Genomic DNA, 26,140 nt, shown 5'->3' with positions numbered 1-26,140 from the left:
TATCGGAGAACGTGCCACGTTCGGCCATGTCCGCCGACACCGTCGCCGCCTTCCGAGAGTCGCTCCAGGAACTCGGCGTCGAGTTCGCCCGGACGACGCACTCCGCGAGCGCGGAAACGAACGCGGAGTGCGTCGTCGAACCGAACCCGCGGTCGGGACGCCGCTTTCCTTCGACGGCGTCTCGCTCCCCGCATCCGTCACGCGCGACCTGATTCCCGCCGACGTAGCGGAGCGCGAGGCCGTCCTCTATCCCGACCCCTCCACGAACTACATCCACGTCGAACGCGGAAAAGCCGCCGTGCGGGTGCTCGAATCGCTCGGCGTCGCGGTGCGCGTTCCGAAGTTGCCTTCGACGGGGCGCGCACCGCTCTCGCAGGGGATGGTCGAGACGACGCGGGGGCACGCCCGCCACCTCGCCATGCTCCGGCGCGACTACGACCACCTCCTCTCCGACCCCGACCCGCTTCGGGAGAACAGCTACGAACTGCTGGAATACGTCTACGGTCTGTTGGAGAACGGCGCGAACGCGGATGCCCTTTCGTCCGACGGAACCACGCGCCGAGTAACCTACCACGCCCACTGTCAGGCGCGGACGCTCGGCATCGAACCGTACACTGTCGCCGTGCTCGAACGACTGGGTTACGACGTGGAGACGACCGACGCAGAGTGCTGCGAGATGGCCGGCAGTTTCGGCTACAAAGCCGATTACTACGACCTGAGCGTCGCCGTCGGCGAGTCGCTGTCCGAGGAGATAGCCGACGAAATCGTGTTAGCGAGCGGTGCGTCCTGTTCGGAGCAGCTCGACGCGCTCCCCGTCGAGTCGCCGCGTCATCCGGTCGAGCTACTGAATCACTCCATGGAATAATTTTAAATCCGATGACTGATTTGTAATTGACGGATAACGAGAGCGACTCATCAGATGCAACCTATCGAAATTACCTATATCGTACTCAGCGTTGTCCTCGCGACGACCGGTCTCACCATGGTGGGGCTGGCGATACGGGCGTACATCCAGACGTCCCGCCGGTCGATGCTCATCCTCTCGGTCGGGTTCTCGATTCTCGTCGCGGCCGCCATCGCTACCACGTTCAGCGCGTTTCTCTACGACTTCCAGAACAGTCGGGTACTATTGACCGTGAACTACGCCGTCTCGACGGTCGGCTACTTGTTCGTCATCTACAGCGTGACGGGTTCCGACTGACGGAGAAACGATGCCGGGTGCTCACCGACCGGAAAGAACCGACGGTGTCGACTGACCGGAACGGAGTGACGGCGTTCACCCGAACCGTACCTGGTAGCTATTTTTCCCTCCCGTGCGTTCGATGGCGTATGAACGAACTCAGACAGGCGGTGCACTCCGGCGAGTCCGTCGTCGGCACGTGGCTCTCGATCGGACACCCGACGGTCGCGGAGGTGAGCGCCGAACTCGGCTTCGACTTCGCGGTCGTCGACGCGGAACACACCTCGATGTCGCTGGAAACGGTCGAGAATCTCACCCGCGCGGTGGACGCCGCGGGCGGCGAGACGGTGCCTATCGTCCGAGTGCCCGACGCCGACTCGACTCGAATCAAGCGTGTCCTCGACACCGGCGTTTCCGGTGTTATCGTCCCGATGGTGGAGACGGTCGAACAAGCCCGAAAAGTAGTCGAAGCGACGCGTTATCCGCCGGATGGAAGTCGAGGCGTCGCCGGCGCTCGAGCTTCGACGTACGGACTCGAACTGGCCAACTACTTCGAACGGGCGAACGACGAACTCCTCGTCGTCGCTCAGATCGAGACCGCGGAGGGCGTCGAGAACGCGGCCGCTATCGCCGCCGTGGACGGTATCGACGCCCTGTTCGTCGGCCCGACTGACCTCTCGGCGTCGGTCGGACGGTTCGGCGAGACGGACTCGTTGGACACCGAGGTTTCCGCTGTCTTGGACGCGGGACGGGAGACCGACACGGCGGTCGGAACCATCGCCTTCGACACCGAGGACGTGGCGCGGTGGGCGGACGCGGGATTCGATTTCCAGGTGGTCGGCGTCGACTTCGGGTACGTCATCGATGGCGCGACTCAGGCGAAACGAGCGTACGAGGACGCGACTCGATGACGCTCGTCTGCTATCGGTGCGGCCGCGAGGCGGCGGCGGGTGCGCGCTGCGAGTGCGGCGAACCGCTCTGGTTGACGGCCGACGCCGCCGATTTCTCGTGGTCAGACTCGCACGAGCGAGGCGTGTGGCGCTACGCCGACCTGCTTCCGGTGGAGCCACCGCCGGGCGTCGGGTCGGTGGCGGGCGGGACGCCGCTGCTCCGCACGCCGCGGCTGGACGAGTACGCCGATTGCACGCTCTGGGTCAAAGACGAGGGGAGGAATCCGACCGGGAGTTTCAAAGACCGGGGGAGCGCGGTCGGCGTCGCCCGCGCCCTCGAAGCGGGCGACGACTGGGTCGGTACCGTCTCGCACGGTAACATGGCGATGAGCGTGGCCGCCACCGCGGCCGGCGCTCGAACGAACTGCCTCGTCCTCGTGCCCGACGACATCCCCTCGGAACGTCTCGCACACATCGCACAGTACGACCCCGAGATAGTGCGGGTCGAAGGGGACTACGGCCGACTTTACGACGAGAGCCTCGAACTACGGGGCGTTCGGTTCGTCAACTCCGACACCCCCTACCGAGTCGCGGGCCAGAAGACGACGGCGCTGGAGATCTACGAGGCGTTTGCGGACGCTAACGACTCGCGGAGTTCGCCGTTCGGCGGTTCCGTCGGAGGCGACGCTCCCAGCACTCCTGACGCCATCGTCGCCCCCGTCAGTAGCGGCGGACACGCGAGCGCCATCTGGAAGGCCCTGCGCGAACTCCGCGAGGCCGGCGCGCTCGCCGCGCTCCCGCGCCTCTACTTCGTGCAGGCGGCGGCCTGCGACCCCATCGCGCGGGCGTATCGCTCCAACGCGGACGAGGTGACGCCGGTCGACGGGGACGAGACGGTGGCGTACTCCATCGCAAACGCCGACCCGCCGAGCGGGAATCGCGCGCTGGCGGCGGCTCGAGAGACGAACGGGGGCGTTCTCTCGGTGTCGGACGAGGAAATTCTCGACGCGAAGCGTCATTTCGCCCGTCGAGCGGGTCTCAGTGTCGAACCGGCCTCGGCGACGACGCTGGCGGGAATTCGCCGACTCTCAGAGCGAGATAAAATCACGTCCGACGATCACGTCGTCGCGGTTGCGACCGGCACCGGCTTCCGCGAACAGACCGCGACTGCCGCGACTCCGCAGGAGACTCGGATGGCCGAACTCTCGAAGCTGGTTCGGTCGCTCGTCTCCGGGTCGTCCGGATAACAGCGCGCCGGAACGTAGCCGGTCTCGATGCTCGCCCCGTTGCTCACCACCTCCATGCTCGTGAACACGAACTCGGGGCCGTACCGGTTCGGTCACCGTCCCGTTCATCGGGCCGATCAGCGCCTTCCCCTCGTCGCCCGTCACGGTATCGCGGTAGGTGATGACGAGGCTGTAGCTCACCCACTTCGGCTCGACCGACACGGTCACGTTTCGGCAGGTGTAGTCGATGTCGGCCGTCGGCGTTACGAAGTCGGGTTGGCTCGTCGCCAGCCGGAACCGAATCCGGCCCCCGCGACCGCCCCCACGGTTACCACGACTAGCAGCGTCAGCGTCGCTCCCCCGGATTGCATACTGCTAGCACCCCTCGAACTCAGTTAGTAGTTGTTGCCACCGATTCGCTCGTGTAGTTACCCGTTGATATCGCCGTCGGGGATATCGCTACTCGTCGGCGTAGCGAATCTCCTCGACGACGCGGCGCTCGCCGTCCTTGTACCGGTAGACGACGCCCTCTTTTTCGTCTCTCGTTGCACGGTGCGTCCCGTCGCAGAAGGGGTAGTCGTCGGAGAGACCGCACAGACAGAGCGCGACGTTGCCTTTCTCGTCGTCGAAGTCGTCCTCGTCGATTTTTAGCGGGCCGGTCGCGGCGTGGCGAACTTCGCGGGCCATGGCGGAGTTTGTGCCTCTCGACACTTCAATATCGCCGGACGCCCACCGGCCGCGGGCGTTCAGTCCTCCGCAACCGTGTCCTCTGAAACGTCGTCAGCGACCGTTTCGTCCGCGACCACCTCCTGAACTCTGATTCCTTTCGACGCGAGGTGGCGCAACTGCTGGCGGGCGAACTCCTCCTCGCGCGTTCCGCGCGTGGCGAGCACGTACATCCGCGCGCGCCCGGCGGGTCGCATGGTTCGTCCGGCGCGTTGCGCGCCCTGCCGCCGGGAACCGCCGAGACCGGACGCGACGATGGCTAACTCTGCGTCCGGCAGATCGATTCCTTCGTCGCCGACGCGAGAGACGACGAGGGTGTCGAGGCGACCGTCGCGGAACGCTTGTAGGTGGCGCTCTCGCTCGGCGTGGCGCATCTGCCCGCTGACGAAGGGGACGTCCAACGCCTCGGCGATGTCGTCGCCCTGCTCCAGAAACTCCACGAACACCAGCGCCTTCGCGGTCGGATGTTCGGCCAGCAGGTAGCGAATCTCGTCTATCTTCGCGGGGTTCGACGCCGCTATTTGGCGCTTGCCGTGCTGGGTGGCGTTGGCGTACTCGCCGTGATACGTCTCGTCGTCCCAGCCGACGTATTGAATCTCCACTTCGGGTTCGGCGACGAAGCCCGCCTCGAACAGGGCGTCCCAGTCCGTGCCGATGGGCGGACCGATGAGCGTGAAGATGTCCTTCTCCTTGTCGTCCTCCCGAACCGGCGTCGCCGACAGTCCGAGCCGATGTTTCGTCTGGAGGTTCGCGCTCCTGCGGAAGACTCGACTCGGGATGTGCTGGCACTCGTCGTAGACGATGAGACCCCAGCGCCGCTGGTCGAACAACTGGCGGTGTCTGTCCATCCCGGCGGTCTGATAGGTGGCGATGGTCGCGGGGCGCACGTTCTTCTCGCCGCCGTGGTACTCGCCGACCTGCTCCGGCGAGAGGGTGGTGTGCGCGAGCAATTCGTCGCGCCACTGTCCCGCGAGTTCTCGGCTCGGAACGAGGATCAGCGTCTCCCCGGCGACAGCTTCGAGGACGCCCATCGCGGCGACCGTCTTCCCGCTTCCCGGCGGGCCGACGAGGACGCCCGATTTCATCTCCATGAACTCCTCGACCCACTCGCGTTGGTAGTCGCGTAGGTCGAGGCGGAGTTCGACGGGGAGTTCGTCGCCGGTGTCGAGGTCTCGCTCGTCTCGAACGGGGTAGCCTGCTTCGTAGAGCATTCGCTTGACCTCGGCGACTTTCTCCTCGGCGACCCAACTCTCGTCGTCCGCGATGGACGCGCGCAGGTGGCTCTCGTCCAACTTCTGTCGCGCGACGTTGCCCATCAGGTCGTCGCTCGCGGCTTGGAGGACGACGTAACCGTCGTCGTGCGTGTAGAGGCGGAACTGTCTGGCGCGCTTCCACTGCTGTTCGACGAACGCCTCCAAGTCCGGCGACGGCTCCGGGAGCACCTGTCGAACCGTCCGCATCAGCTCGTCGAGGGAGTCGTAGGGCGCAGACCAGATATCCTCCTGGCGTACTTCGTAGGAGTAGCTTCCAGTTCGGGTCGTGTCGGTGAGGTGCGCGAACTGCGATAGCTGTGCGCGGGTGAACTGTCGGGGCTGGTCGGCGACGATTTCGCGGCGTTTCGGGAAGACGACGATTCGCTCCCGGTCGGCCAGTCGCTCCCACTCGGTCGGGAACCAGACGACCGGGTCGCTCTCCACGTCGAGACGGGCTACCTCTCGCTCGTTGGTCAGACGCTCCAGCGCGCGATTCGCCGCTTCGTGCGAGCAGTCTAGGGCGCGCGCCACCTCCTCGGCGGTGAGCACCGGTCGCCCGATATCCTCGATGGCGTCGTAGAAATCCGAAATCTCGTAATCCTCGTCGGTCACTGTCGAGCGATTGGGGCTCCCGCCGAATACTCGTTACGACTCTCCGCGGTCGTCAGACTCCCCTCGGCCGGAAGCCTCTACTCGGTCGTAGGCTCCCGCCTCGCGGAGCGCTCCGCGTTTTTCGAGGACGCTCGGGGTTCGACACACTCCGCGCGCGTCGGCCGCTTGCGGGACGGTGCAGTTGTTGCAGTTCTCGCAGACGACGGCGGTTTCGCGGGGTTCGGCCCTTTCGTCGAGGATTCGGGCCGGAAGCCGCGGTTCGGCGTAAAACGGCCGTCCCATCCCCACTGCGTCGCAGTCGCCGCCGGCGAGCAGGCGGTCTATCTGGTTCCGGGTTCGGATGCCGCCCTCCGCGAGCACCGGCACCGAGACGCGCTCCGCGACCTGCCGGGTGTACCGACGGTTCCACGCCGGTTCGAAATCGTACATTTTGGACTGCAACCAGTTGAGCAGGGCGACGAGACCGGTTCGCGCCGTACTTCCAAACGCCTCGGCGTAGCCCCCGCGGAATCGCTCGTCGCGCCACGCGCGGGCGGGAAACTCGCCGCGGACAATGCTCGCGTCCCAGAACACCGACACCTGCACCGGGACGAGCGCATCGAAACCCGCCCCGGCGAGTCGCTCGCAGATTCGCACGCCGTCAGCGAGCGAGACGCGTCGCCGGACAAACGGCGGCGCGGCCGTCTCGGCGGGTACTTTCGTCACGACTGGCACGTCCCGCCCCGCTCGGTCGCGGATCTCCTCGAATACGAGTTCGATGAATCGCGTTCGTGCGGCGAGCGAGCCGCCGAATTCGTCGCTTCGGCGGTTGTAGAACGGCGAGAGGAACTGCTGGACGATGCCCGCGTTGGCCCCGGCGATGTGGATTCCGTCGTAGCCAGCATCGACAGCGTACTCGGCGCTGCGCCCGAAATCCGCCGCGAGGTCGTACACCTCCTCGGTGTCGAGGACGTATGGGTCGTAGTCGAGAAATCCGACGCGGTCGAGCGCGCGAAGCGCGCGCGGCGGGCGCGAGACGACGAGTTGCTTCAGGTCGGGGTGGTCGGCGCGGTAGCCCGCGTGCCACGTCTCCATGCTCCGCAGGCCGCCGTGTTCGAGTTGCACGAAGATTCGGCTTCCGTGGTCGTGTACGGCATCGGTCAATCGCTCCAATCGCGCGACGAACTCGGGGTCGCTGACGCGGGTCATCCCCGGCGCGGCGCAGCCGCCTTCCCCGCGGACAACGGTCGCACCCTGACATATCAACCCCACCCCCGACTCGGCGGCGGGTTCGAGTTCCCGAATCAGCGTATCCACTGCGTCTGGGCCGTTTCCGGCGCATTCGAGGAGCGGTGCGCGATAAAGCCGATTTCGAAGTTCGACACCCCCGACGTCGAGCGGGTCTTCGAGTGCGGACACTACGAATAAGTGTTCGGCGCGTTCGGGGGTAAAGGTTCGTGATAGTTCGACGCGGTAGAGAATTTTCGCGTCGCCGGGTCCGTCGTTCGCGACCGTTCCCCGCGTCGGCGAACGACGCTCCTCCTCTCTCTCTTTCTCACTCGAAGACGATTCCAGCGACCGCTCTCCTGTACAACCACCGAAACGGGACGAAGAGGAGGACGGCGACGCCGAACAGCAAGCCCACGAACGCGCCGCCGCCGGCATCGAAGGAGATTGCGACCGCGGCGGCGAAACCAAGCGTTAGGAGTAGGTAAGCGGTGAACAGCAGTGCACGACCCGACTGCCCTTTCATCGGAAACACCGTCAACGCACCCACCATAGTCTCTTTTTCGAGGCGAGGCGACATCAACGTGACTCTCGCCCCCCTCGTTGGTCGTAGGTCGAAGTATCGCCGGTAACCAACTCCGAACGGCGTGTGCATTTATCCGTCTCGAAGTCGAGTTACTCGGTATGCGTTCCATTCGCCTCGAACGCGCGTTGAGTCGCGCTCGTCACGCCGCCATCGGCGCGGCGATCGGTGGTGCTGTGGGTGGATTGATCAGTCGAAAGACGGCGAGCACCGGCGGTGCCGTCGGTGCGCTTGTCGGTGCGACTATCGGCGAGAAACGGGCGACCGCTCGCTCCCGTTTCGAGCAGGTGAAAGAACACGGGCAAGGACGTATCGAACGAGTTCGCAGGTAGAAACCGCGGCGTACCGCCGCGCGAGTGACGGACCTACTTCTTTCGCTCCCCAATCCCGAGGAATGCGAGGGCTGCACCCGCGAGCGCGGCGTTCTTGAGGAAGTGATTTCGCTCGTTCTGTCGCTGCTGGCCCTCGTGACTCCAGAAGTCGTGTATCGTCGGCGTCACGCCGACGAAGAAGGCCACGACGGAACTTGCCGCGACTGCGGGATAACGCCACAGGCTGATACCGACGCCGCCGACCAGCAACAGCCAGTGCGACGTGACGACCGAGAGTTCCGGCTTCGGTACCCCCTTCGACTCGGCGTACGCGCTCTGAGCGTCGACGTTCCTGAACCCAGAGATCGCCGTCAGGATGAGCACGCCGCCGTAGAGCAGTCGAGCTATCCTGAAGGCGGTCGTGTCTGATACTTTGTCGTTCGTCTCGGACATACGGACGTCGGTAGTTCGCGCTCGCGTAAAGGTGGCTCACAACCGGTGCGATTCGCCGCCTCACTTCCACTTGATAGAACAGCCGCGCGAAGGCATGAACTCCAAGTCCACGTCCTCGCCCGCCAGTACCGAATCGATGGCGTCGCGGACGTATATCTCGGTGGGTTCGTCGTCCGGATTGAGTGCGTCGTCCAGTCGTCCGTGGTACGCGAGGGTGAACGTATCACCCGAGTTTCGCAGGAGGAACGGGTCGGGCGTACACACCGCACCGTACGCCTCTGCCACGTCCTGCGTCTCGTCGCGGAGGTAGGCGTCGTACCGGATGCGACCTTCCTCGACCCACTCCTGCATCGCTTCGAACGAATCGTCAGGATACTCTTCGGCGTCGTTCGAGTTGACGCCGACCACGGCCACGTCGTCGTACTCCGCCGCCACGTCGTTCAGCAGGTCGAACTTGGCCTGCGCGTAAGGACAGTGGTTGCAGGTGAACACGAGCAACACCGCGTCGTACTCGGCGAAATCGGCGAGCGTGTACGTCTCCTCGTCGGTGCCCCGCAGTTCGAAGTTCGGAACCGGGTCATCGCGTCCAATCTCCGCCTCGGACTCTTTCATCACCATGCCCGAAAGTTCCCCCCGAGCGTAAAAATACGTTGTCCTGAACCCATCGGTCTCAGTCGGACCGCCCGACCGAGAAGGATCGGCGTCCGCCGAGCTATCGAAGTTCTTCGGGCGGTCCGCCCGGCAGTCGCTCCCGGTCGTGTTCCTCCCCGAAGTCGAGTTCCGGCCCCTTCGGGACGATTCGCTTCGGATTGATGTCGCCGTGGCTCCGGTAGTAGTGCTCCTTGATATGGTCCATCCGCACCGTTTCGGCGACCCCCGGCAACTGGTAGAGTTCCTTCAGGTAGTTCCAGAGATTGGGGTAGTCCACGACTCGCCGCACGTTGCATTTGAAGTGCGTCGCGTACACCGCGTCGAAGCGCACGAGCGTCGTAAACATGCAGAAGTCCGCCTCCGTCAGCGCCGGCCCGCAGAGGTAGCGTTTGTCGGCGAGCACGCCCTCCCACCGGTCAAGCGCGTCGAACAGGTCGGTCACGGCTTCCTCGTACGCGGCTTGCGTCTCCGCGAACCCCGCCCGGTAGACGCCGTTGTTGATCGGTTCGTAGATCGCGTCGATCGTGTCGTCCACCTCGTCGCGGTACTCTTCGGGATAGAAGGTCACGTCCCGCTCAGCGATACCGTCGAACGCGGTGTCGAACATCCGCATTACCTCTTCTGACTCGTTGTTCACGACGGTTTCGCGCTCTTTGTCCCACAGCACCGGAACCGTCACGCGCCCGGTGAACTCGGGGTCGGCTTCGACGTACACCTCGCGCAGGTAGTCGGCTCCGGTGACGGCGTCGGCGGTGCAACCGGGTTTGTCGGGTGAGAACTCCCACCCGTCGTTCCGGCGGTAGGGGTCGACGACTGACACCGAGATTTCGTCTTCGAGCCCCTTCAGCGCCCGCGTGACGAGCGTTCGGTGCGCCCACGGGCAGGCGTACGAGACGTAGAGGTGGTAGCGCCCCGACTCCGCCGGAAACTCGCTCCCCTCGCCCGCCTCGACCCACTCGCGGAACGTCGTCTTCTGGCGCTGGAACGCGCCCTCGTCGTTCGTCGTCTCGTAGGCGTCCCGTTTCCACTCGCCGTCTACGAGCATGTTCATGTCTACCGATAGGTTCTCGCGCGGTTTAGCCACACCGCTTCACCACGTCTCTTCCGGAACTCTCCCGTCGAGCGGATGCGGAAGGAGCCGTATCCGGCGGCGGCCGCCTGCGAAAGATGTCCGCTTAGCGCGTGCGTTGGCAAATTCTCCCGATAGCTATCTAGATATATGAGTAGATTTTTGTCTAGATTTCCAAATAGCTATACAGAAATCCACCCGAATAGTCCCGAAGAGCCGTTCTTCGGATTCGGTCGCGGGGGTCGGTCCGAGCGTTCTAACTCCACAATTCTACTCGTCATCCGGTCGCGGCAGCGCGACGAACGAAACCCGCTCGATGGAGAAGGGGTCGTACACCGACTGGTGGCACGGGCAGTAGATCTCGTTCGCGGCGTTGAACTTTGCGCTGGTCGGGTCGGCTTTGAACAGCGGGACGCAACAGAAGTGCGTACACTTGTCCATGATGGCGATGAAACCCTCCTCGGTGCTCGCTTGGAGCCACTGGTTCTCGTTCGCCATTTGTCGTACCTGCTCGCTTCGAATTATCTGAATCGGAATCGTTCCGCTGGCCGGAACGTCCTGTGACCGCCACGTCGCCATCGCGGGCTTCCCGAGTCCCGATTTGCCGATACCGTTCCCCCACGATTGGTAATCGTCGAAGTCCGCGATGTTCACCCTGTTCCCGCCGGAAACCTCCTGCGACTGCCACTCGTACTGCGCCGACGACGTGTAGCGAAAGTAGTTGTCCTGGTCGGCCTTGGGTTCGACGCCGGGATACGTCTGGACGCCGCAGTACTGGAACCACTCCGAGGAGTAGGTGACGCCGCCGATCTCCATCTCCGCGACGGTGACGGTTCGACCTTCCTGTTCTCGCTGTTGTACGTTCGGCCAGATTCCTCGGAGATTCCCTTCGTCGTCTAACTCGACCGGAATCTGCGGCATCGGTCGCGGTGCGGGTCCGGCGACGTTCTCGACGCCGAAATATTGGACGATACCGCCGCCCGCACCGGACGGTGCGGTGGCCGTGTTCAGCATCGCCGCCGTTCCCGTGCCGATTCCCGCCAGCGCCGCGCTTCCGACGACTCCTTTGACGAAGCGACGGCGCGACGTGTCCTCCGGATACTTGTCCGCCTCTGACATTTTTGTTCACCTTCGCGCGACGGGGCACGGGTCGCGTCGTCCCGCACCCTCCGCGCAACGATTCGGCTAGGGATGCACCACTCTTTGTTATTCGTCGGCTCACTCGGTAGATTCCCCGGCTTACTTCGCAACGCGGCCGAGAAATCGGTCGTTTACCGGCGCGGTTCTCGGAGGATTGACCGCCCTCAGACGGGCGACGATTAATCGTTTCGGTATTGATGATATTTCGAATCTTATTCGACACCACGTACGTCCGCGATTACCGCATCTCACGCCCAATAGAGATATATGCCGAATGTAGCGACAATGTACTAGTAAGAGCCACAATCCGCCAGAACGGATATCGAGTGGCGTATCCGGGCTGGACGAGATATTACAGGGCGGACGCGTTTCAGGGAGGAGTTACCTCGTTCGCGGCGACCCAAGCACCGGGAAGACGCTTTTAGGGATGAACTACCTCACCGCGGGCGTCGACGCGGACGAGACGGCGCTGTTCGTCAATCTGGAGGAATCGGAAGACGGCATCCGCGCCAACGCGGCGGCGGTCGACATCGACCTCTCCGACGTTCACTTCCTCGATTTGAGCCCCGATTCTGGCGTGTTCACCGAAGAACAGTACTACCACGTCTTCGCACCGAACGAGGTCGAGCAGGAACTGTTGACGCAGGCGATCACCGACCGCGTCGAATCGCTCGCCCCAACCGCGTCTTCATCGATCCGCTCACGAAACTCCGATATCTGACCTCGGACGAGTACCAGTTCCGCAAACAGGTCATCGCGTTCATGCGCTACCTGAAAGAGCACGGGACGACCGTCTTGGTCACCTCCGAGAACACCGAGCTATCGCCGGACGACGACCTCCAGTACGTGACCGACGGCACCATCGAACTCGAACGTGCAGAGGCAGGGCGCACCGTCAGCGTCCCGAAGTTCCGCGGGTCGTCCATCTGCATCCGCGAGAGGAGCCACTCGATGCGAATCGGCGCGGGCGGCATCGAGATACATCCGGAGCTCGAACCGAGCGGAGGAGGGTGCGAGTTCACGGCCGAACCGCTACCGTCCGGGCGCCCCCGAGATGGACGAACTGCTCCACGGCGGGCTGGAGCGCGGGACGGTCACGGTGATCAGCGGGCCGACCGGCGTCGGCGTTCCGACCACCTTCGACGCCGGGAGGACGACCGATGCGGGCGGTGTGATTCGGTACGTTTGGGAGTTCGGCGACGGCACGATGGTCGAGACGGAGACCCCCACCGTCTCGAACGCGTTCGAGTCGGTCGGGTCGCGCGCGGTTCGGGTGACCGCCTACGACGCCGCCGGTAACGCCGACTCCGCGACGCTCGACGTATCCGCGACCGAAGCGCCCGCGATTCGGGCGGCGAGCGACCGCTGGGTTCCTCAACGGGAGCGAGGCCACGCTGGACTACGACGTGGCGAACGCGGACGGAGCGGACGCGGAGTACGCCATCGACGACGGGGCGTGGCGACCCGCGTCCTGCCCCGTGACGGTCGCCGGTCTCGCTCCCGGCGACCACTCGGTGGCATTCCGACTCGTGAACGAATCGACCCCGCTCCCCCACGAGTCGGCGTCCGACACGGCGACCCTGACGGTGGACGTCGAACCGCCGGAACTCACGGTCGAGGCGGGTCAGCAAGACGTGCGACCCGGCACCCCTCTACGCGCGGTCGTTTCCGACACCGCGATTTCCGATGTTTCCTACCGGACGAACCGGAGCGAGAATGGCTCTCTCGCATCATGAGGTACGCTCGGCGAGCACCGCTCGTCCTACGGGGTCGACACCTTGGAGTGGCCCGTAGCTCCGACCGAATTTGTCGTCACTGCGCGCGACAGGGCAGGAAACGTCCGAACGGAGCGTGTCGTCTTCGATCGGTCGCGACGGCGACCGACCAGGTCACGACCGCAACCGGGGAGCTGACCGCGCGGCCTGAGACGGACGACGTCAGGAGCGACGGCCAGCCAGGCTTCGGATTTCTCGTCGCGCTCGTCGCGTTGATTCATCTCGTCCGTAAGAGACAACGCATTTAACCCTCTCGCGGTATCCTTCGGCAATGCGAATCGAGAACAGTTTCATTCCCGTCCGCGGGGTGGGCGAGAAGACGGAACGAAAACTGTGGCGAAACGGGGTCACTCACTGGGACGAGTTCGACCCTTCCTTCGTCGGGAGCACGACGGGCGACCGAATCGAGTCGTTCATCGCCACCGCCAGCGAGCAGTTGGACGACGGCAACTCGCGCTTTTTCGCGTCCGAGTTCCCAAGCAGCGAGAGCTGGCGACTCTACGAGAACTTCCGCCCGAACACCTGCTTTTTCGACATCGAGACGACTGGTCTGAGCCACCACTCCAGCGTCGTCACCACGGTCAGCCTCCACCGCGACGGCGAGACGACGACACTCGTCCGCGGCGACGACCTCACGCGAGATGCCCTCCGGCGCGAACTCGGCGAGTCCGACCTGCTCGTCTCGTTCAACGGAAAGCGATTCGACCAGCAGTTCCTCGAACACGAGTTCGACCTGTCGCTCGACACGCCCCACGTCGACCTGCTGTACCCCTGCAAGCGTCTTGGACTGACCGGCGGGCTGAGCGCGGTCGAATCGGAACTCGGAATCGGTCGCGGCGGGATGGACATCAGCGGCGAGGACGCGGTTCGACTCTGGTATCGGTACGAAGCGGGCGACGAGGACGCGCTGGACACCCTCGTTCGGTACAACCAGTACGACACGCGGAATCTGGAGACCATCTTAGACCACGTCTGCGACGCGCTTCACGATGACGTGTTCGCCTGCCATCTACCCTGAGAGGTCAGTTCGCCACTCGATCACTCGGGACTCCACTCCCCTTCGAGGAACGTAGCGACGGCGAAGAACACGACGAAGAACGGACACGCCACGAAGATGGCGTCGCTCCACGCCGCGTCGACCGCGATGACTCCGAGCAGCGACGCGATGTCGGCAAGAAAGAAGACGACGAAGTTCGGTCGATTCGGAGGGCGGTTTCGCCTGTATGTCCGCTACGCGACGTTACAAGTCAATCTATCGAAACGAGTGCGTCTTCGCCGCCTTGGAACTCCGCCACGGCGCGAACCGGCGCACCGTCCACACCGCCGACCGAGAACGGAAACGCGTACAGCGTGAACCGCTCCGGCAGTCCGTCGAGGTCGGTTAGGTTCTCCACGATGAGGCGGTCGTCTCCGAGGAGTTCGTGGTGGGCGGGCACGCCCTCAGGTTCGTCGTCGCGGGCGTTCTCGGCCGGCGTCGGGTCGACGCTGAGGGCGTCGATGGCGACGTGGTAGCCGCGGTCGGCGCACCACGCGGCGGCGTCGCTCGTGAGATACGGGTGGTCGAAATAGGCGTCCGTACCCCAGCGAGTGTCCCATCCCGTCCGGAAGACGAGTAGGTCGTCCTCGGTCGGTTCCGGCAGGTCGTCGCACTCGACGGCGTCTCGCGCTCCTTTTCCGCGGCAATCCACCAGCAGGGCGTCGAATGCGAAGGTTTCGATGGGGAACGAATCGAGCGATCGCCCGTCAGGTTCGGTATGACAGGGGGCGTCGACGTGCGTACCGCTATGGCTTCCAAGTTCGAGGTGCGAGACTCGGTAACCGTCCACCTCGTGAGTCGCATGTGGAGCGATCTCGACGGAGGGGTCGCCGGGGTACACCGTCGTCGTCTCCAGCGGGTGCGAGAGGTCGCGATACATCCCCTCTTCATTCCCGCGTCGGCGCAATAAATCCCGCCGTTCGAGAGCTGGATTATCAATCCTTTTACCGTTACCACTTACGTCCGTCGTCGTACCTCCTACTCCGATAGAAATATACTCTCACGGCGGCCAAATACGGCAACATCACATATGACTGACAATTCAATGACGAGGATATCAACGGGGACGGCGGGACTGGACGAGATCGTAAACGGTGGTTTCATCGCAGAGCGAAGCTATCTCCTCCGCGGCGACCCGGGCACCGGGAAGACCATTTTGGGGATAAATACCTCACCGCGGGCGTCGACGCGGACGAGACGGTGTTATTCATCAACCTGGAGGAGTCGGAAGACGACGTTCGCGCCAACGCGGCGGCGGTCGATATCGACCTATCCGACGTTCACTTTCTCGACTTGAGTTCGGACTCCGACGTGTTCACCGAAGAACAGTCGTACGACATCTTCGCACCGAACGAGGTCGAGCAGGAACCGTTGACGCAAGCGATCACCAACCGCGTCGAATCGCTCGACCGCTCCGCGACGGAGTTCGCCGACGCGGTTCGACAGGAGGTCGAAGCGAACGACACCAGCATCGTCATGATAGACGGTATCGACGGCTACAAACTATCGCTTCGGGACGACGACGAGCGCATGCTGATTCGCAAACTCCACACGCTCTGTCGCTACCTGAAGAACGCGGGCGTGACCGTATCCTCGTCGACGAAATCGACACTATCACAGGTGAATTTCAGGCGATCGAGGCCGGAATCAGCTACCTCGCCGACAACATCGTCTTCCTCCGCCACCTCGAAACGACGGGCGAGATGCGGAAGGCCATCGGCGTTCTGAAAAAGCGCACGAGCGATTTCGAACGCACGCTTCGGGAGTTCCGCATCACAGAACACGGTATCATGGTCGGCGAACCGTTGAACGAACTCAGCGGCGTCCTCACCGGTTCACCCGAGCAGGCACTGGAGCAACCTGCGACGCGGCCGGAAGACGCTCGATGAACGACACCGCTCTCGTCTTCGCGCTCGGGAAACGGGAGCGCAATCTCGAACTGCTCGCCAACCTTTTCAGAAGCGGTGACTACGATGTGGAGATTTCGACCTCCATCGCGGAGTTCGACCGACTCCTCGACCGACGGAACGACGTCACCATCGCCGTCCTCGACGTGGATGGATTCACCGAGGATATCTGGAAGTGGTGCAACCAGCTCAACGACCGCGATATCTCCATGCTCGTTCTAGCCGCGGAGATTCCGCCACAGATGCGCCAGATGGCCGTCAGCCGAGGCGCACAGTCCCTCCTCGAAAACCCGGTCGACAAAGCCGATTTGCAGGCGACGATACGCGGGCTGATGGAGTATATCCGGATGAACCAGTAAACGACTCCGTTTTCGCTCGGCAGGGAGAACCGATGACGAGTAGGTTACCGTCCGTGGGGGAGGGCGGCGCGGAGAGGGCCGAAGCGGTGCGGGTGGCGAGGACGGTGTTCGCTACATCGTCATCAGTTAGCGATTCTCCGGCGGAATAATTCAATTCTATTCCGAAACTATCGATAGTATTGAAACCAACCGTACTATTCTGACCGTCGGAGTTTGTGCCGGAACGCCCTGAGTACGTCTCGCCCCGTTTCGGTCAGCGTTACCTGTTTCTGTCGGCCCACCTTCCGGACTTCAACGTACCCGTCCTCGGTCAACGGATCGACGATGTTCGCGTTGAGCAGGGCGAACTTCGCCTTGTCGTTCGCAGGGTCGCTGTCCGCGATGAACGTCAACCTCGATTCCTCGGCGTGGTCGATGATATCCTTCTTCTTCGGCGAGAACACTTCCGTATCCGCTTCGTCGAGGTAATCCATCACGGCCACCTGGTCGCGCGTCGGCGATTCGATGGGATAGGTCGGAAGCACCTCTTCGCCGACGTAACCGTAGCTCTGGCGTTCGTCGTGGTCTTCGTATGTGTACCCTTCCGGATGGACGTAGTAGGCGGTCGCGTCCGTCGCCATGCAGGCGATGGCCGCGCCGACCGCGGAGAGTTTTGACCCGCTAGCGACGTTTACGCGAACGATATCGTCACCGTGCTCGGAGACGAGGGTGGTGACGACGCCGAGCACGGCGTAGATGTCGAGCAGATCGACGGTACGCGTCCGCACGTCGACGCCTGCGTCGTCGAGTGCCGCCTTCAGTTCGTCGTGATAGTCGGGTCGTTCGGCCGACGGTTCGTCGTGTTCGAGGAGATACAGGACGTCGACGCCGTGCTCTCGGATGGGGCCAAGTATCCGGTCGTACTCGAACCCCAACGGCGCGATATGAACCTCGTCGATGGAGCGCATCGTCCGGCCGTTCGCACGCATCTGATAAAAGCCGGCGGTTCCTCTGTCACCGAATCCATTGCGGACGTGTCCGACTCGTCCGGCCCACCGGCCCGTTTCGACGCGAAAATCGTCGATGGAGTTTTCGCTGCGGAACTGGTCAAGGAACGGTTCCGCGGTGGGACGCCGATTGTGTTTTCGTGGCGGGCGGCCGTTGACCGAAGCACCGCGGACGCGCTCGTCTCAGGCCGAACTTTGTCCCCGCACGAATTCGACGTCAACGACGACGTCTTCTCCCGTCGTTTCGGTCAAACGGTCATCGATACGCTGCGCGACGTCGGGTGGTAATCGTGCATTCGGCCCGTGCGCCACGACGACACTCACATCAGCTGGGTTGCCAAAGAGAACGTCGTCGACATCGTAGTCGACGGTGACCGTCTCGAAATCTAGCTCACCGAACTGACCGCTGTCGACCATCGCTTCAACCTCTGTGTTTGCACCGGTCTCAACGGTTCCGACTTCGAAGGATGCCCAGGTGACGGCGCCGAGGACGACCGACAGCAGGACGAGGCCGAGAACGATGGTCGCGATTCGGATGCGAACCGCTCGGAGTGCCCGAGTCGCATGCTCCCTTTTCTCGGGGCGGTAGCCGGCAACCCACAATAAAATGAGCGCCGAGAGGTTGATAGCGAGTAGGTTCACCAGCACGAGGACGCCAGCAGTGAGGACAACGTCGGGATATCCCCACGCGAGGCCGAGGCCTGTGGTAGCGGCAGGCGGGATGAGTGCCACTGCGATGGCGACCCCAACGAGTGACGACCCAGCCCCCCGGATGATGCTTACAGCACCGGCAATACCCGATCCCAGTGCCAGAAAGAGCGCGAGGAAATTCGGAGACGTTCGTTCGAGGACTTGTGGAATCGTTCGGATGTCGACCGGCGGCAAAAGGACAGTCTCTTTCAACAGCAGGCCGAGGACGGCGGCCGTCACGACTGCAGCGAGCAGGCCGGTTACCTGAAGTATCACACCACGCGATGTCATGTCGGTGTCCGCGAGAACCGCTCCAACACTGGCCGAGATGGCCGGTCCCATCAGCGGCGCGATGACCATTGCCCCGATGATGGTTGCCGCCGAATCAAGGAGTAACCCAGTCGTGGCGATGAGGGTGCTCACCACGAGGAAAATGAAAAATGTTGAGGACGCGGGAGCGAGATCCTCGGCATGTGCAACAAGTTCATCACGCGAGATACGGTACCCCCGGTATCGATCTTTTAGTGCCCCGATACGCTCGGAGACCACTGTCTCTGTCGGCATGACGATGGTATAGGAATTTTCCTTGATGCCTACCGCATGCAACTTATCGAGGACGGGTTCGACGCCAGACGTGGGTACCGGAAAGGAGACCAGCGCTTCGAAGTCCCCACGGCCAGTCTCCTCCCAGACGGCGTAGTCAATCCCTTCTTCATCGAGTACCGAGAGAATGTTTACTCGGTCACCCTCCGGAATGAGCAACTGGATGAGACGCATGCGGAAATTACGTGCTATTGATATATGTAACCATCTTCTCATACGTTCGGCACTTCTCTACGGTTTTCCTTTCTCGCTCGAAGGAGCATACCAGTCGACGATCGCGAAAAATATCGCTCACAGTTCGTCGTCCGGCGGTCGTTTACAACCTGCCCTTACGCGCAGTCAGCAAAGGGGGTGGTCGAGGCCGTCGCGTCGCCGCAACGATCCCGAGATAGACCCACTCGTCTGCTACTGATTTGAAAGAGGGTCTGTTGCCAATCACCATCGGAGCGTTAAGTACGTGACACAGCAAAAAGTCGAGACGTCGTCTCTCGTCCGTCAGCGGGCGGTTCCAACGGTTTCGCGGGTCGTGGCGCGGCGGCCTTTTATCCAGCCCCCGATGGCACCGGCGACGGCACCGGGAATCGCGTGGGCGATTAGGACGAGCAGTCCGAGTGCGAGTCCCGTGAAGGCCGGGAAGAGACCGGCGAACAGGGCCCCAAACACGGCCCACACGACGAGTAGGACGACTCCTCCAATGACGGTGGCGAGCCCACCGTGGACGGCTCCGCGTTCGACACCGACGACCATGTAGCCGGCGATAAAACCGCCGATGAGGCCGGGTAACGCCTGTGTGAGTCCCGTCATTTCCGTGAGCGGGGCGAACCAGGCGACGAGTAGTCCGAGAATGAACGCAGTCAGGAATCCGGTGATTACAGCTTTCCAGTTGATTTCCATGGTCAGCTAGGAGTAAGCTTCCCAAAGTGATAAACATTCTATAAAATAATCCGTCTTGTTTGTAGTTCCTCTTTCCCCGAGAGAGGGGTATTTAGCCGATTCAGCCCCGACCGCTAACCGTACAGATGCATACGTTTGACAGCAACTTTATTCGTCGGCGAGTACCGCGAATGATTTGCTGACGCGTTGTTTCCTGATTCGGTTTTATCGAGCGACGCAGTTTGGATCGCGCCCCTCCGGTCGCATCGTCGAGATATCGAATTTAATATCGCAATATAGGGTTTATAAATACGAACGCTGCCGCCTTACGGGCTGTATGAGTCTTCGAATGGTGTTTTACGCTGAGAGCGGAAGCGATTTATTCACTTCTGCTTAGTTCCATAAGCGGAAGTGGACACCCCACGGTACCCCCGAATTGATCTGTGCACGCAGTTCGTGGTGCGAATTGGGTGGTCAATCGAGATCAGCCGCCTGGTTGCTGGAGAAAGACTAGTCCGCGGTCGATATCACTCGCGACGATACGGTTCCCTGCGAAGACTGCCGTCCAGAACGCGGAGCCACCGGCATTGTACGAACCGATTTCGGTAGGGTTTGTCGGATCGTCGATATCGAATACGCGAACACCGCCACCGTACCACGACGTGTAGAGCGTGTTAGCCGTCACGTCGAAGTTGTGTGACGTGCGCAGTTGACGAAGAACCTCCGGGTCTTCCAGGTCGAGAACCACCCCATCGCCGGCATCGGCCTCTTTCGTGCCACCTGCAGGTGCCTCGATGGTGCCGACCCTCTCTGGCGAGTCGAGATTCGTCACGTTCCAGATGTCGATGCCACCAGGTTCGTCCAGAAACGTTTCGGCACCGACGTACACTCGGTTTCCGTCCGGCGATGGTTGGACGTAGTGGGCGTTTCCGGGTAGGGAATTAAAACGTCGATTCGGAAATACGGTATCGAAGTAATCTGGGTCACCACCAAGGTCGAACGGTCGAATCTGCTTCGTTGCCTGGGGAGCAGCACCGAACTGGGAGACCACTTGCACGTCACTCGGGTCATTCACGTCGAGAACGACGACGCCAGCGTCCCAGTAGGCCACGTATGCGAGACCATCCTGTACGAACAAATCGTGACTGTTGTTGATCCCAGCACGGGCGAACTTTGGACGGTCGTTTCGCAACAACCATCGCCCAGCCCGTGCAGGTCGGGTCGGGTCGGAGATGTCGACGATTTCTATCCCCGTATTACCGAAGATCCGAGCCTGATCGACTTCGCCGTCCCCGTTCGAGTCCACGAAGTGCGGTTCATTGATGACGAGGTAGGCCAAGTCGCCATCGATGAAAAAGTTGTGGACGCCACCATTCGCGTTGTAGAACGACAACTGTCGCGCCTTCGCAGGGGTTGATACGTCGTAGAAGGCGACACCGCCAGGCCCTGGGAAGTTGGCGTCGTTAGCGAGTCCAGCGACTTTACCGTTCACCTTCGCGTCCAACGTATTGGGTGTCGGAAACTCCTCGGATGGGAGTTCGAGACGTGCGACGGTACGGGGCTGTGTCGGGTCATCGAAATTGACGATGACAAGTGCGCCAAATCGCCCTCCCTTGTCTCCCATCCTGACACCCGTCGCGGCGACGTAAGCATGGTTCCCTTGCACGACAACTTCTTGAGCACCGGCTACCGGATGTCGGCCTGCCACGTTCAACCCGTCAGCCTGCGTGGTAGTGGTCTCCTGTCGGCCGGTTCTCCGCTGTTCAACCGAAGTGGCGGTTCCGATAACTTGCCCTCCAATTATGCCACCAGTTAGAGATTTGAGGAATGATCTCCGAACGAAATGTCTTCGTGTCGTCTTTTCTTCCCCCACCATACGCTCTAGTGCAACTTCGGCGTGTATCAATGTCTCTGCTAACTGAGTGACGTTTGCCCAAACAATTTATTTACGTCATTGGGAGAGCGTGTCCTGAATATGGTATTCGATTGATTGCACTCAACCCGAGACGGGTGATTGACATGGCTGCTGAGGGTTCATGTTTGCTCTCATGGCCTACTTTGTTTTTCATCGATCGATGTACGAAGTTGCGTTCTTTGCCGTTCCTGGGTTGATTGGGGTGGGTCTGTACATCTATCGATATATATATATATATATATATATCTCTATCAAGGTAGAGCAGGATTTAATCAAATTTGTGGTATTTAGGTGGTGTTGGGGATAGCCACATTAAATACCTATCCAAAATGGAACGCAAGACAGCAGTGAGGTGCGTTTCTGAGTTCACGGCTATCGGGTGTGTTCACTTCCGCCGTCAAATATAAGCAGCAGTGGGCACACCTGGGATCCCCTTCTCGATCTGTGCGCAGCTCGTGGTGCGAATCTGGCACTGTTGAATTACGGCCAGTCGGCTGGCAACTCGTCTTCGTGGTCGTCCATCAATTTGAGGAGTGGCGCGATGTCGGCGAAGTTTGGTCCCCGCCGAATCGTCTCCGTGATGGGATGCCACTTGATGTAGCCTTTATCGGCCATTTTGGGAAGGTGGACGTGGTGCAACTGTGTTTTCAACCCTTCGATCTCATCCTCACTTGTCTCGTCTGGAGTGAACGAGTCCGTCGTGAACTCGCCTTCAGTACGTGGATTGTGGTTCGACACTGCCAGCAGGATACGCCGGCGGTGTGAGTCACGCAGCATGTCGAGCATCGTGTCGAGTGACGCTGAATTGGCGGTTTGTTGCATGGTTGTCTAATTGAAGTTACGGAACGGCCGGACTCGATAAGCGTTCCGCGTGACGACCCACGCGAAGAGAACAAGGGAAAACCCTACGCGACCGGTGAACCTCCGAATGGCCCAGTCATTTATTGATTCTCGCCAAATAGTGCATTTGAGAATGGGGGAAAGAACAAACGGTGGCTCGCCATCGCGAGCAACGCCTCGTCGACGGGAACTTCTTAAAAAAGCGATCGTGACAGGCGCTGGGGCGTCGCTTCCCGCCGGTTGTGCTACTCCATCCGAGAAGCAATTGCCGTGGAATTGGGTTCAGGAAGCACACTTACAGCCGGTTACGACGCTGCCCGACAACGTCACGCGCCCCTGGATCGGTCCCCACTTTTGGAGTAACCGGCTGCAGGACTGGCGGTTACGTGCAGGCAAGATTGAGTGTCTCCGCGGTGAGGCTAGCTACGAAATACGGACAGTGAGCGTGTTGACCCGTGAAGTCGTGGCAGGACGCCTCCCAGGACGTCTCCGCGTCACGACGGGGCTCGCAGGACATCTGAATCGGGATGGGTTTTGTGGGTTTCTGATCGGCGTGGGAGGCCCCGAACTGGAGTATCGTGCGGCGGCGTTAGCGCAGCGCGGATCTGGGGAAGGTGGTGGATTATTGTGTACGCTCGGTCGGGACGGACGGCTCCAATTTCGGGAGCATACGAACGAGGTCGACCCTTTAGCCTTTGGTGTACAGGCGGCAGAGACGCACTATCCGATCGGTGGTCTAACTCGTCCTGCAGCGGACGATCGGATTCAACTCGATCTTGAAATCCGTCCGCAGCGTGCCGGTCGATTCGAACTACGATTGACAGCGTGGAATGAATCGAGAGGGGAACTCCTCGGAACGGCGATACGCCGCGACGTCCGCGACGAAGCGGTGGCTGGAAACATCGCGCTTGTCTCCTCACCGCCACCTCGACGGCCGGGTGCTTGCTGGTGGTTCCAAGACCTCCGAACGGGTGGGGAGAAGATTGCGAACCGTCCAGACCGAACCTTCGGACCGATCGCCGACACGCTCTACACGGTAAATGAGGGCGTCCTTCGACTGTCGGCACAGCTTACACCGGTGGCTGAAGAAGAGGTAGAGAGCATTCGGCTCGATTATCGGCCGGCGGGAACAGCGGAGGCCTGGCGGCGGGGATCGACCGCCGAACTACAACCAGGATACGCGGCGTTGTTCCGGTGTGAGAAGTGGGACCTGACGCAGGTGTGGGACTATCGCGTTGTCTATCGCTCTCGCACCGCTGACCCAGTCGCATATCACGGGCGAATACGGAAGGATCCCGAATCCGGAGCCGACGATTTCACGATCGGCCTGTGTAGCTGCACCACACCGGCAGCACGGGCCCTCGAAGCGGGACGGATCGATCCAGATCGTTCGCCGGACGAATACCTGGGACGATACACGCCGGAGAACATCTATTTCCCCTACGCTGATTTAGTTCAGAACCTCCACCGGCAGCGTCCCGATCTGCTCGTCTTTACCGGGGATCAGATCTATCAGAACAGTCCGACGCGAGTCGAAAGCCGCGAAAACCCGACGCTCGATTATCTCTATAAGTAGTACCTCTGGCTGTGGGCGTTTCGGTCGCTCACTCGAATCACGCCAACAGTAATTCTCGTTGACGATCATGACATCTATCATCAGAATGTCTGGGGCGAAAAAGGACAGGGTGCACCGGACAACGTATCTCGCGAAGGGGGATACGTCGGGACGGCGGGATTCATCAACTTGATCCAGCGGACACGGTGCAGTCACAACCCAGATCCGTACGATCCGACGCCGGTCAAGCGCGGAATCGATGTCTATTATACATCATTTCGCTACGGCGGGGTTGACTTCGCGCTTCTCGAAGACCGGAAGTTCAAATCGAGCCCCTGACGGGACGACGCAAAGGCCACGCAAACACAGTCAAAGAAACTCCTTGGGAAGCGAAAAAAGCGATTTCTGCGACGCTGGATCGCCGACCTCGACGATGATGCGGTTCCTATTTGTCTGAGCCAGAGTCTCTACGCATGTGTCGAAACCACGGTGAACGGCTCACCGGCACGGGATCTCGACTCAAACGGCTATCCGCCAGACGGACGTGACGATGCGATTCGACTGTTCCGGGACGCAGGTGCTCTTGTACTCTCTGGTGATCGACACTTCGCGACGTTGGTTCGGCACGGGATCGAAAATCACACCGACGGTGTGCTCGAGTTCAGCGGTCCTGCAGTTGCCTCGCTCTACCAGCGGTGGTTCAATCCTAAGCCACTGGCGGCAGATACGAATAATGTATCGCTCAGGGATTTCACCGACGTCTTTGGAAATAAGGTCCGAGTATACGCGGCAGCGAATCCAAAGCTCACGTTACGAGCGTATCGAAAGCGGTACGGGACGCAGGGACAGGCGATCGGTCGCCGATGCCCTGTGTGCGAACTGGACGGCGTGACCTCCCGGCCGAGTAACGAGAGGTGAGTGTGAATTTGGTCTTCTCTACAACGGTTTCTGTGCGCCGGGAGATGGTGCCGGCGCACCAACGGAGAGTCGCATGGTGTCGTGGTGTCGGGTCAGTGCGTCGGCGAGGTGACCCCAATGCACCAGATCATCTACACACTCGTCGAAGCATCGACTGAAGATTACGTTCTTGCCTACCGGGGGTTACCATTCACCTGCAACGTAGTTCACCGTGTCTTTGACCTGTGATAACGGGGGTTAATCATCATTCATGGATTCCGCGTTTCATTAATCTCGATGTCGCGCTCTCTGAGTTCATCGATGAACAGTTCGGGGTCAAGGAGTTGCTCGGGCGGCTTGGCTCCCGTGTCGAGTGCGTCACCGCGGCCGATGAGTTCTGCCGCGATTCCCATCGGCACACCCGTCCAGACTGCGGTCGCCTTCAATCCCCAATCGTCGAGTCGGGACTCCACGACTACGGTAAGCTGATAGTGAGTAGGTTCGCCGTTTTCCTTGCCAGTCACGTCCACTTGGAACGACTTCCACTCCTCGATTGCGCCAGGTTTCGGCTGTCGGTCAAGGTGCCAGTCGAGGAATTCGCGGGGACTGAACTCAGTCCCCTTGAACTCGAGTTCTTCCTCGCTGGTGAGGTTCAACCCAATGAGCACGTCACAGATGTTCACAAGGTCGGGCGAGAACGCGACCCGGAAATCTACGGTTTCGACACCTTCGAAAGTGTAGGGCATCGTCGCCAGTTCGGAGTGAATACTGTGGAACCCCTCGACCTTGCCGACGGGATCCGGCAACGTGTAGGTTCCGCGGCCGGAGAGGGGTTCGAGTTCCTTGAACTCGCCATCCTTGAAGACGATGGGGTTCATGGTGAGTTCGTCCAAAATTGTCTTGGCCGAATAGGCGAACCCGTCGCTGCCACCCTTCGCCCCGGTTCGGATGTGAACTTCGTCCACATGATCGAGATGGCTCGCACCCTGCGCGGCCGCGATGTTCGTCAGTCCCGGGCTGGCGCCGATGCCGAGGACGGCTGTGAGTCCGGTCTCATCGAACGCCTCGTCGAGTTCAAGTTGTTCTTGCGTCTTGTGGTACAATCCACCGAGGTCAAGATAGTGAACTTCCGCTTCCAGACACGCTTCCATCACGTCAACGTTGAAGGCGTAGGGGAGCGCGTTTGCCACCACGTCCGCGTCAGCGAGTACTTCGACTAGTCGGTCGTGGTCGGTTACGTCGACTTCTGCCGTGTCGATTTCGCCAGGAAGATCGGCAGCGAGGTCGTTAGCAGCGTCAAGGTCGGCGTCCGCAATAACCAATTCAACGTCACTGTTCCCTGCGAGTTCATGAGAAGTTGCTCGACCCATCGCACCGCAACCGCCGAGTGATACCACCTTCATG

General features: G+C 61.4%; 29 protein-coding genes and 2 pseudogenes. 16 read left to right on the top strand and 15 right to left on the bottom strand.

Annotated features, from left to right (window positions below):
• Positions 1–26: 26 nt before the first annotated feature.
• From LIW51_RS20465 to LIW51_RS20440, 6 genes are all read left to right on the top strand, one after another.
• Positions 27–212 (top strand): hypothetical protein, encoded by a 186-nt coding sequence (locus tag LIW51_RS20465; RefSeq protein WP_227376859.1) that lies wholly within the window; start codon positions 27–29, stop codon positions 210–212.
• Entirely contained in the window at positions 128–865 is a 738-nt protein-coding gene (locus tag LIW51_RS20460) for a hypothetical protein (RefSeq protein WP_438267376.1), read from the top strand. Before LIW51_RS20465 ends, LIW51_RS20460 begins: the two co-directional genes overlap by 85 nt.
• Positions 866–919: 54 nt before the next feature.
• A complete protein-coding gene (locus tag LIW51_RS20455; RefSeq protein ID WP_227376858.1) occupies positions 920–1,201 on the top strand; it encodes a hypothetical protein in 282 nt (93 codons plus the stop codon).
• Between the two features lie 128 nt (positions 1,202–1,329).
• Positions 1,330–2,091 (top strand): HpcH/HpaI aldolase family protein, encoded by a 762-nt coding sequence (locus LIW51_RS20450; protein WP_227376857.1) that lies wholly within the window; start codon positions 1,330–1,332, stop codon positions 2,089–2,091.
• Positions 2,088–3,317, top strand: coding sequence for a threonine synthase (gene thrC / locus LIW51_RS20445; protein WP_227376856.1), 1,230 nt, complete (start codon positions 2,088–2,090; stop codon positions 3,315–3,317). The genes LIW51_RS20450 and thrC overlap by 4 nt, the downstream gene beginning before the upstream one ends.
• A gap of 27 nt (positions 3,318–3,344) precedes the next feature.
• Positions 3,345–3,695, top strand: coding sequence for a hypothetical protein (locus LIW51_RS20440; RefSeq protein WP_227376855.1), 351 nt, complete (start codon positions 3,345–3,347; stop codon positions 3,693–3,695).
• A gap of 60 nt (positions 3,696–3,755) precedes the next feature.
• Here LIW51_RS20440 and LIW51_RS20435 read toward each other — a convergent pair whose 3' ends face one another.
• The 4 genes from LIW51_RS20435 to LIW51_RS20420 all read right to left on the bottom strand — a co-directional run bounded on the left by LIW51_RS20435 (position 3,756) and on the right by LIW51_RS20420 (position 7,646).
• A complete protein-coding gene (locus LIW51_RS20435) occupies positions 3,756–3,983 on the bottom strand; it encodes a CDGSH iron-sulfur domain-containing protein (protein ID WP_227376854.1) in 228 nt (75 codons plus the stop codon).
• Between the two features lie 59 nt (positions 3,984–4,042).
• Complete coding sequence (locus tag LIW51_RS20430; protein ID WP_227376853.1) at positions 4,043–5,887, bottom strand: DEAD/DEAH box helicase; 1,845 nt, start codon at positions 5,885–5,887, stop codon at positions 4,043–4,045.
• 33 nt (positions 5,888–5,920) lie between these two features.
• Positions 5,921–7,285 (bottom strand): oxidoreductase, encoded by a 1,365-nt coding sequence (locus LIW51_RS20425; RefSeq protein WP_227376852.1) that lies wholly within the window; start codon positions 7,283–7,285, stop codon positions 5,921–5,923.
• Between the two features lie 136 nt (positions 7,286–7,421).
• Complete coding sequence (locus tag LIW51_RS20420; RefSeq protein ID WP_227376851.1) at positions 7,422–7,646, bottom strand: hypothetical protein; 225 nt, start codon at positions 7,644–7,646, stop codon at positions 7,422–7,424.
• A gap of 131 nt (positions 7,647–7,777) precedes the next feature.
• Between LIW51_RS20420 and LIW51_RS20415 the strand changes: the two genes are divergently transcribed.
• A complete protein-coding gene (locus LIW51_RS20415) occupies positions 7,778–8,008 on the top strand; it encodes a hypothetical protein (protein ID WP_227376850.1) in 231 nt (76 codons plus the stop codon).
• A gap of 33 nt (positions 8,009–8,041) precedes the next feature.
• Here the strand turns inward: LIW51_RS20415 and LIW51_RS20410 are convergent, their stop codons facing one another.
• The 4 genes from LIW51_RS20410 to LIW51_RS20395 form a co-directional block, all read right to left on the bottom strand.
• A complete protein-coding gene (locus LIW51_RS20410; protein WP_227376849.1) occupies positions 8,042–8,440 on the bottom strand; it encodes a DoxX family protein in 399 nt (132 codons plus the stop codon).
• 60 nt (positions 8,441–8,500) lie between these two features.
• The gene (locus tag LIW51_RS20405) at positions 8,501–9,058 is read right to left on the bottom strand and encodes a thioredoxin family protein (protein WP_227376848.1); all 558 of its coding nucleotides are present in this window, start codon (positions 9,056–9,058) and stop codon (positions 8,501–8,503) included.
• 94 nt (positions 9,059–9,152) lie between these two features.
• The gene (locus tag LIW51_RS20400; protein ID WP_227378300.1) at positions 9,153–10,142 is read right to left on the bottom strand and encodes a glutathione S-transferase family protein; all 990 of its coding nucleotides are present in this window, start codon (positions 10,140–10,142) and stop codon (positions 9,153–9,155) included.
• A 288-nt stretch (positions 10,143–10,430) separates the two neighbouring features.
• Positions 10,431–11,279 (bottom strand): QcrA and Rieske domain-containing protein, encoded by an 849-nt coding sequence (locus LIW51_RS20395; RefSeq protein WP_227376847.1) that lies wholly within the window; start codon positions 11,277–11,279, stop codon positions 10,431–10,433.
• Positions 11,280–11,619: 340 nt separating this feature from the next.
• On the opposite strand from LIW51_RS20395, the gene LIW51_RS20390 reads away from it, so the two are divergent.
• From LIW51_RS20390 to LIW51_RS20375, 4 genes and pseudogenes are all read left to right on the top strand, one after another.
• Positions 11,620–12,021 (top strand): ATPase domain-containing protein, encoded by a 402-nt coding sequence (locus tag LIW51_RS20390; RefSeq protein WP_227378299.1) that lies wholly within the window; start codon positions 11,620–11,622, stop codon positions 12,019–12,021.
• A pseudogene (locus LIW51_RS20385) lies at positions 11,967–12,233 on the top strand (ATPase domain-containing protein); the annotation flags it as partial. The gene LIW51_RS20390 and the pseudogene LIW51_RS20385, both read left to right, overlap by 55 nt.
• A gap of 121 nt (positions 12,234–12,354) precedes the next feature.
• Complete coding sequence (locus tag LIW51_RS20380) at positions 12,355–13,323, top strand: PKD domain-containing protein (RefSeq protein WP_227376846.1); 969 nt, start codon at positions 12,355–12,357, stop codon at positions 13,321–13,323.
• 23 nt (positions 13,324–13,346) lie between these two features.
• A complete protein-coding gene (locus LIW51_RS20375; protein WP_227376845.1) occupies positions 13,347–14,093 on the top strand; it encodes a ribonuclease H-like domain-containing protein in 747 nt (248 codons plus the stop codon).
• Positions 14,094–14,322: 229 nt separating this feature from the next.
• Here LIW51_RS20375 and LIW51_RS20370 read toward each other — a convergent pair whose 3' ends face one another.
• Entirely contained in the window at positions 14,323–14,991 is a 669-nt protein-coding gene (locus LIW51_RS20370) for a cyclase family protein (protein ID WP_227378298.1), read from the bottom strand.
• Positions 14,992–15,141: 150 nt separating this feature from the next.
• On the opposite strand from LIW51_RS20370, the pseudogene LIW51_RS39340 reads away from it, so the two are divergent.
• The 3 genes and pseudogenes from LIW51_RS39340 (at position 15,142) to LIW51_RS20355 (ending at position 16,377) form a co-directional block, all read left to right on the top strand.
• Positions 15,142–15,839 (top strand): annotated as a pseudogene (locus tag LIW51_RS39340) (RAD55 family ATPase).
• Positions 15,815–16,000, top strand: a complete 186-nt coding sequence (locus LIW51_RS40000) for a hypothetical protein (protein ID WP_227376844.1) — start codon at positions 15,815–15,817, stop codon at positions 15,998–16,000. The pseudogene LIW51_RS39340 and the gene LIW51_RS40000 overlap by 25 nt, the downstream one beginning before the upstream one ends.
• The gene (locus LIW51_RS20355) at positions 15,997–16,377 is read left to right on the top strand and encodes a response regulator (RefSeq protein ID WP_227376843.1); all 381 of its coding nucleotides are present in this window, start codon (positions 15,997–15,999) and stop codon (positions 16,375–16,377) included. The genes LIW51_RS40000 and LIW51_RS20355 overlap by 4 nt, the downstream gene beginning before the upstream one ends.
• Before the next feature lie 194 nt (positions 16,378–16,571).
• Here the strand turns inward: LIW51_RS20355 and LIW51_RS20350 are convergent, their stop codons facing one another.
• The 5 genes from LIW51_RS20350 to LIW51_RS20330 form a co-directional block, all read right to left on the bottom strand.
• Positions 16,572–17,324 (bottom strand): HFX_2341 family transcriptional regulator domain-containing protein, encoded by a 753-nt coding sequence (locus LIW51_RS20350; RefSeq protein ID WP_227378297.1) that lies wholly within the window; start codon positions 17,322–17,324, stop codon positions 16,572–16,574.
• 222 nt (positions 17,325–17,546) lie between these two features.
• Complete coding sequence (locus LIW51_RS20345) at positions 17,547–18,830, bottom strand: TIGR00341 family protein (protein ID WP_227376842.1); 1,284 nt, start codon at positions 18,828–18,830, stop codon at positions 17,547–17,549.
• 321 nt (positions 18,831–19,151) lie between these two features.
• On the bottom strand, positions 19,152–19,550 hold the full coding sequence (locus LIW51_RS20340; RefSeq protein WP_227376841.1) for a DUF5518 domain-containing protein: 399 nt from the start codon (positions 19,548–19,550) through the stop codon (positions 19,152–19,154).
• 463 nt (positions 19,551–20,013) lie between these two features.
• Complete coding sequence (locus LIW51_RS20335; RefSeq protein WP_227376840.1) at positions 20,014–21,405, bottom strand: LVIVD repeat-containing protein; 1,392 nt, start codon at positions 21,403–21,405, stop codon at positions 20,014–20,016.
• A 519-nt stretch (positions 21,406–21,924) separates the two neighbouring features.
• Entirely contained in the window at positions 21,925–22,221 is a 297-nt protein-coding gene (locus LIW51_RS20330) for a DUF7344 domain-containing protein (RefSeq protein WP_227376839.1), read from the bottom strand.
• 526 nt (positions 22,222–22,747) lie between these two features.
• Between LIW51_RS20330 and LIW51_RS20325 the strand changes: the two genes are divergently transcribed.
• Entirely contained in the window at positions 22,748–23,860 is a 1,113-nt protein-coding gene (locus tag LIW51_RS20325) for a hypothetical protein (protein WP_227376838.1), read from the top strand.
• Between the two features lie 468 nt (positions 23,861–24,328).
• Positions 24,329–24,757, top strand: a complete 429-nt coding sequence (locus LIW51_RS20320) for a hypothetical protein (protein WP_227376837.1) — start codon at positions 24,329–24,331, stop codon at positions 24,755–24,757.
• 248 nt (positions 24,758–25,005) lie between these two features.
• Here LIW51_RS20320 and LIW51_RS20315 read toward each other — a convergent pair whose 3' ends face one another.
• Positions 25,006–26,139 (bottom strand): saccharopine dehydrogenase family protein, encoded by a 1,134-nt coding sequence (locus LIW51_RS20315; RefSeq protein WP_227378250.1) that lies wholly within the window; start codon positions 26,137–26,139, stop codon positions 25,006–25,008.
• Position 26,140: the final 1 nt, after the last annotated feature.

The sequence above is a fragment of the Haladaptatus halobius genome (genome assembly GCF_020618475.1).
Lineage (GTDB): Archaea > Halobacteriota > Halobacteria > Halobacteriales > Haladaptataceae > Haladaptatus > Haladaptatus halobius.
Note: the sequence above shows the minus strand (reverse complement) of the source record. Positions and strands in the feature narration are given on the sequence as shown.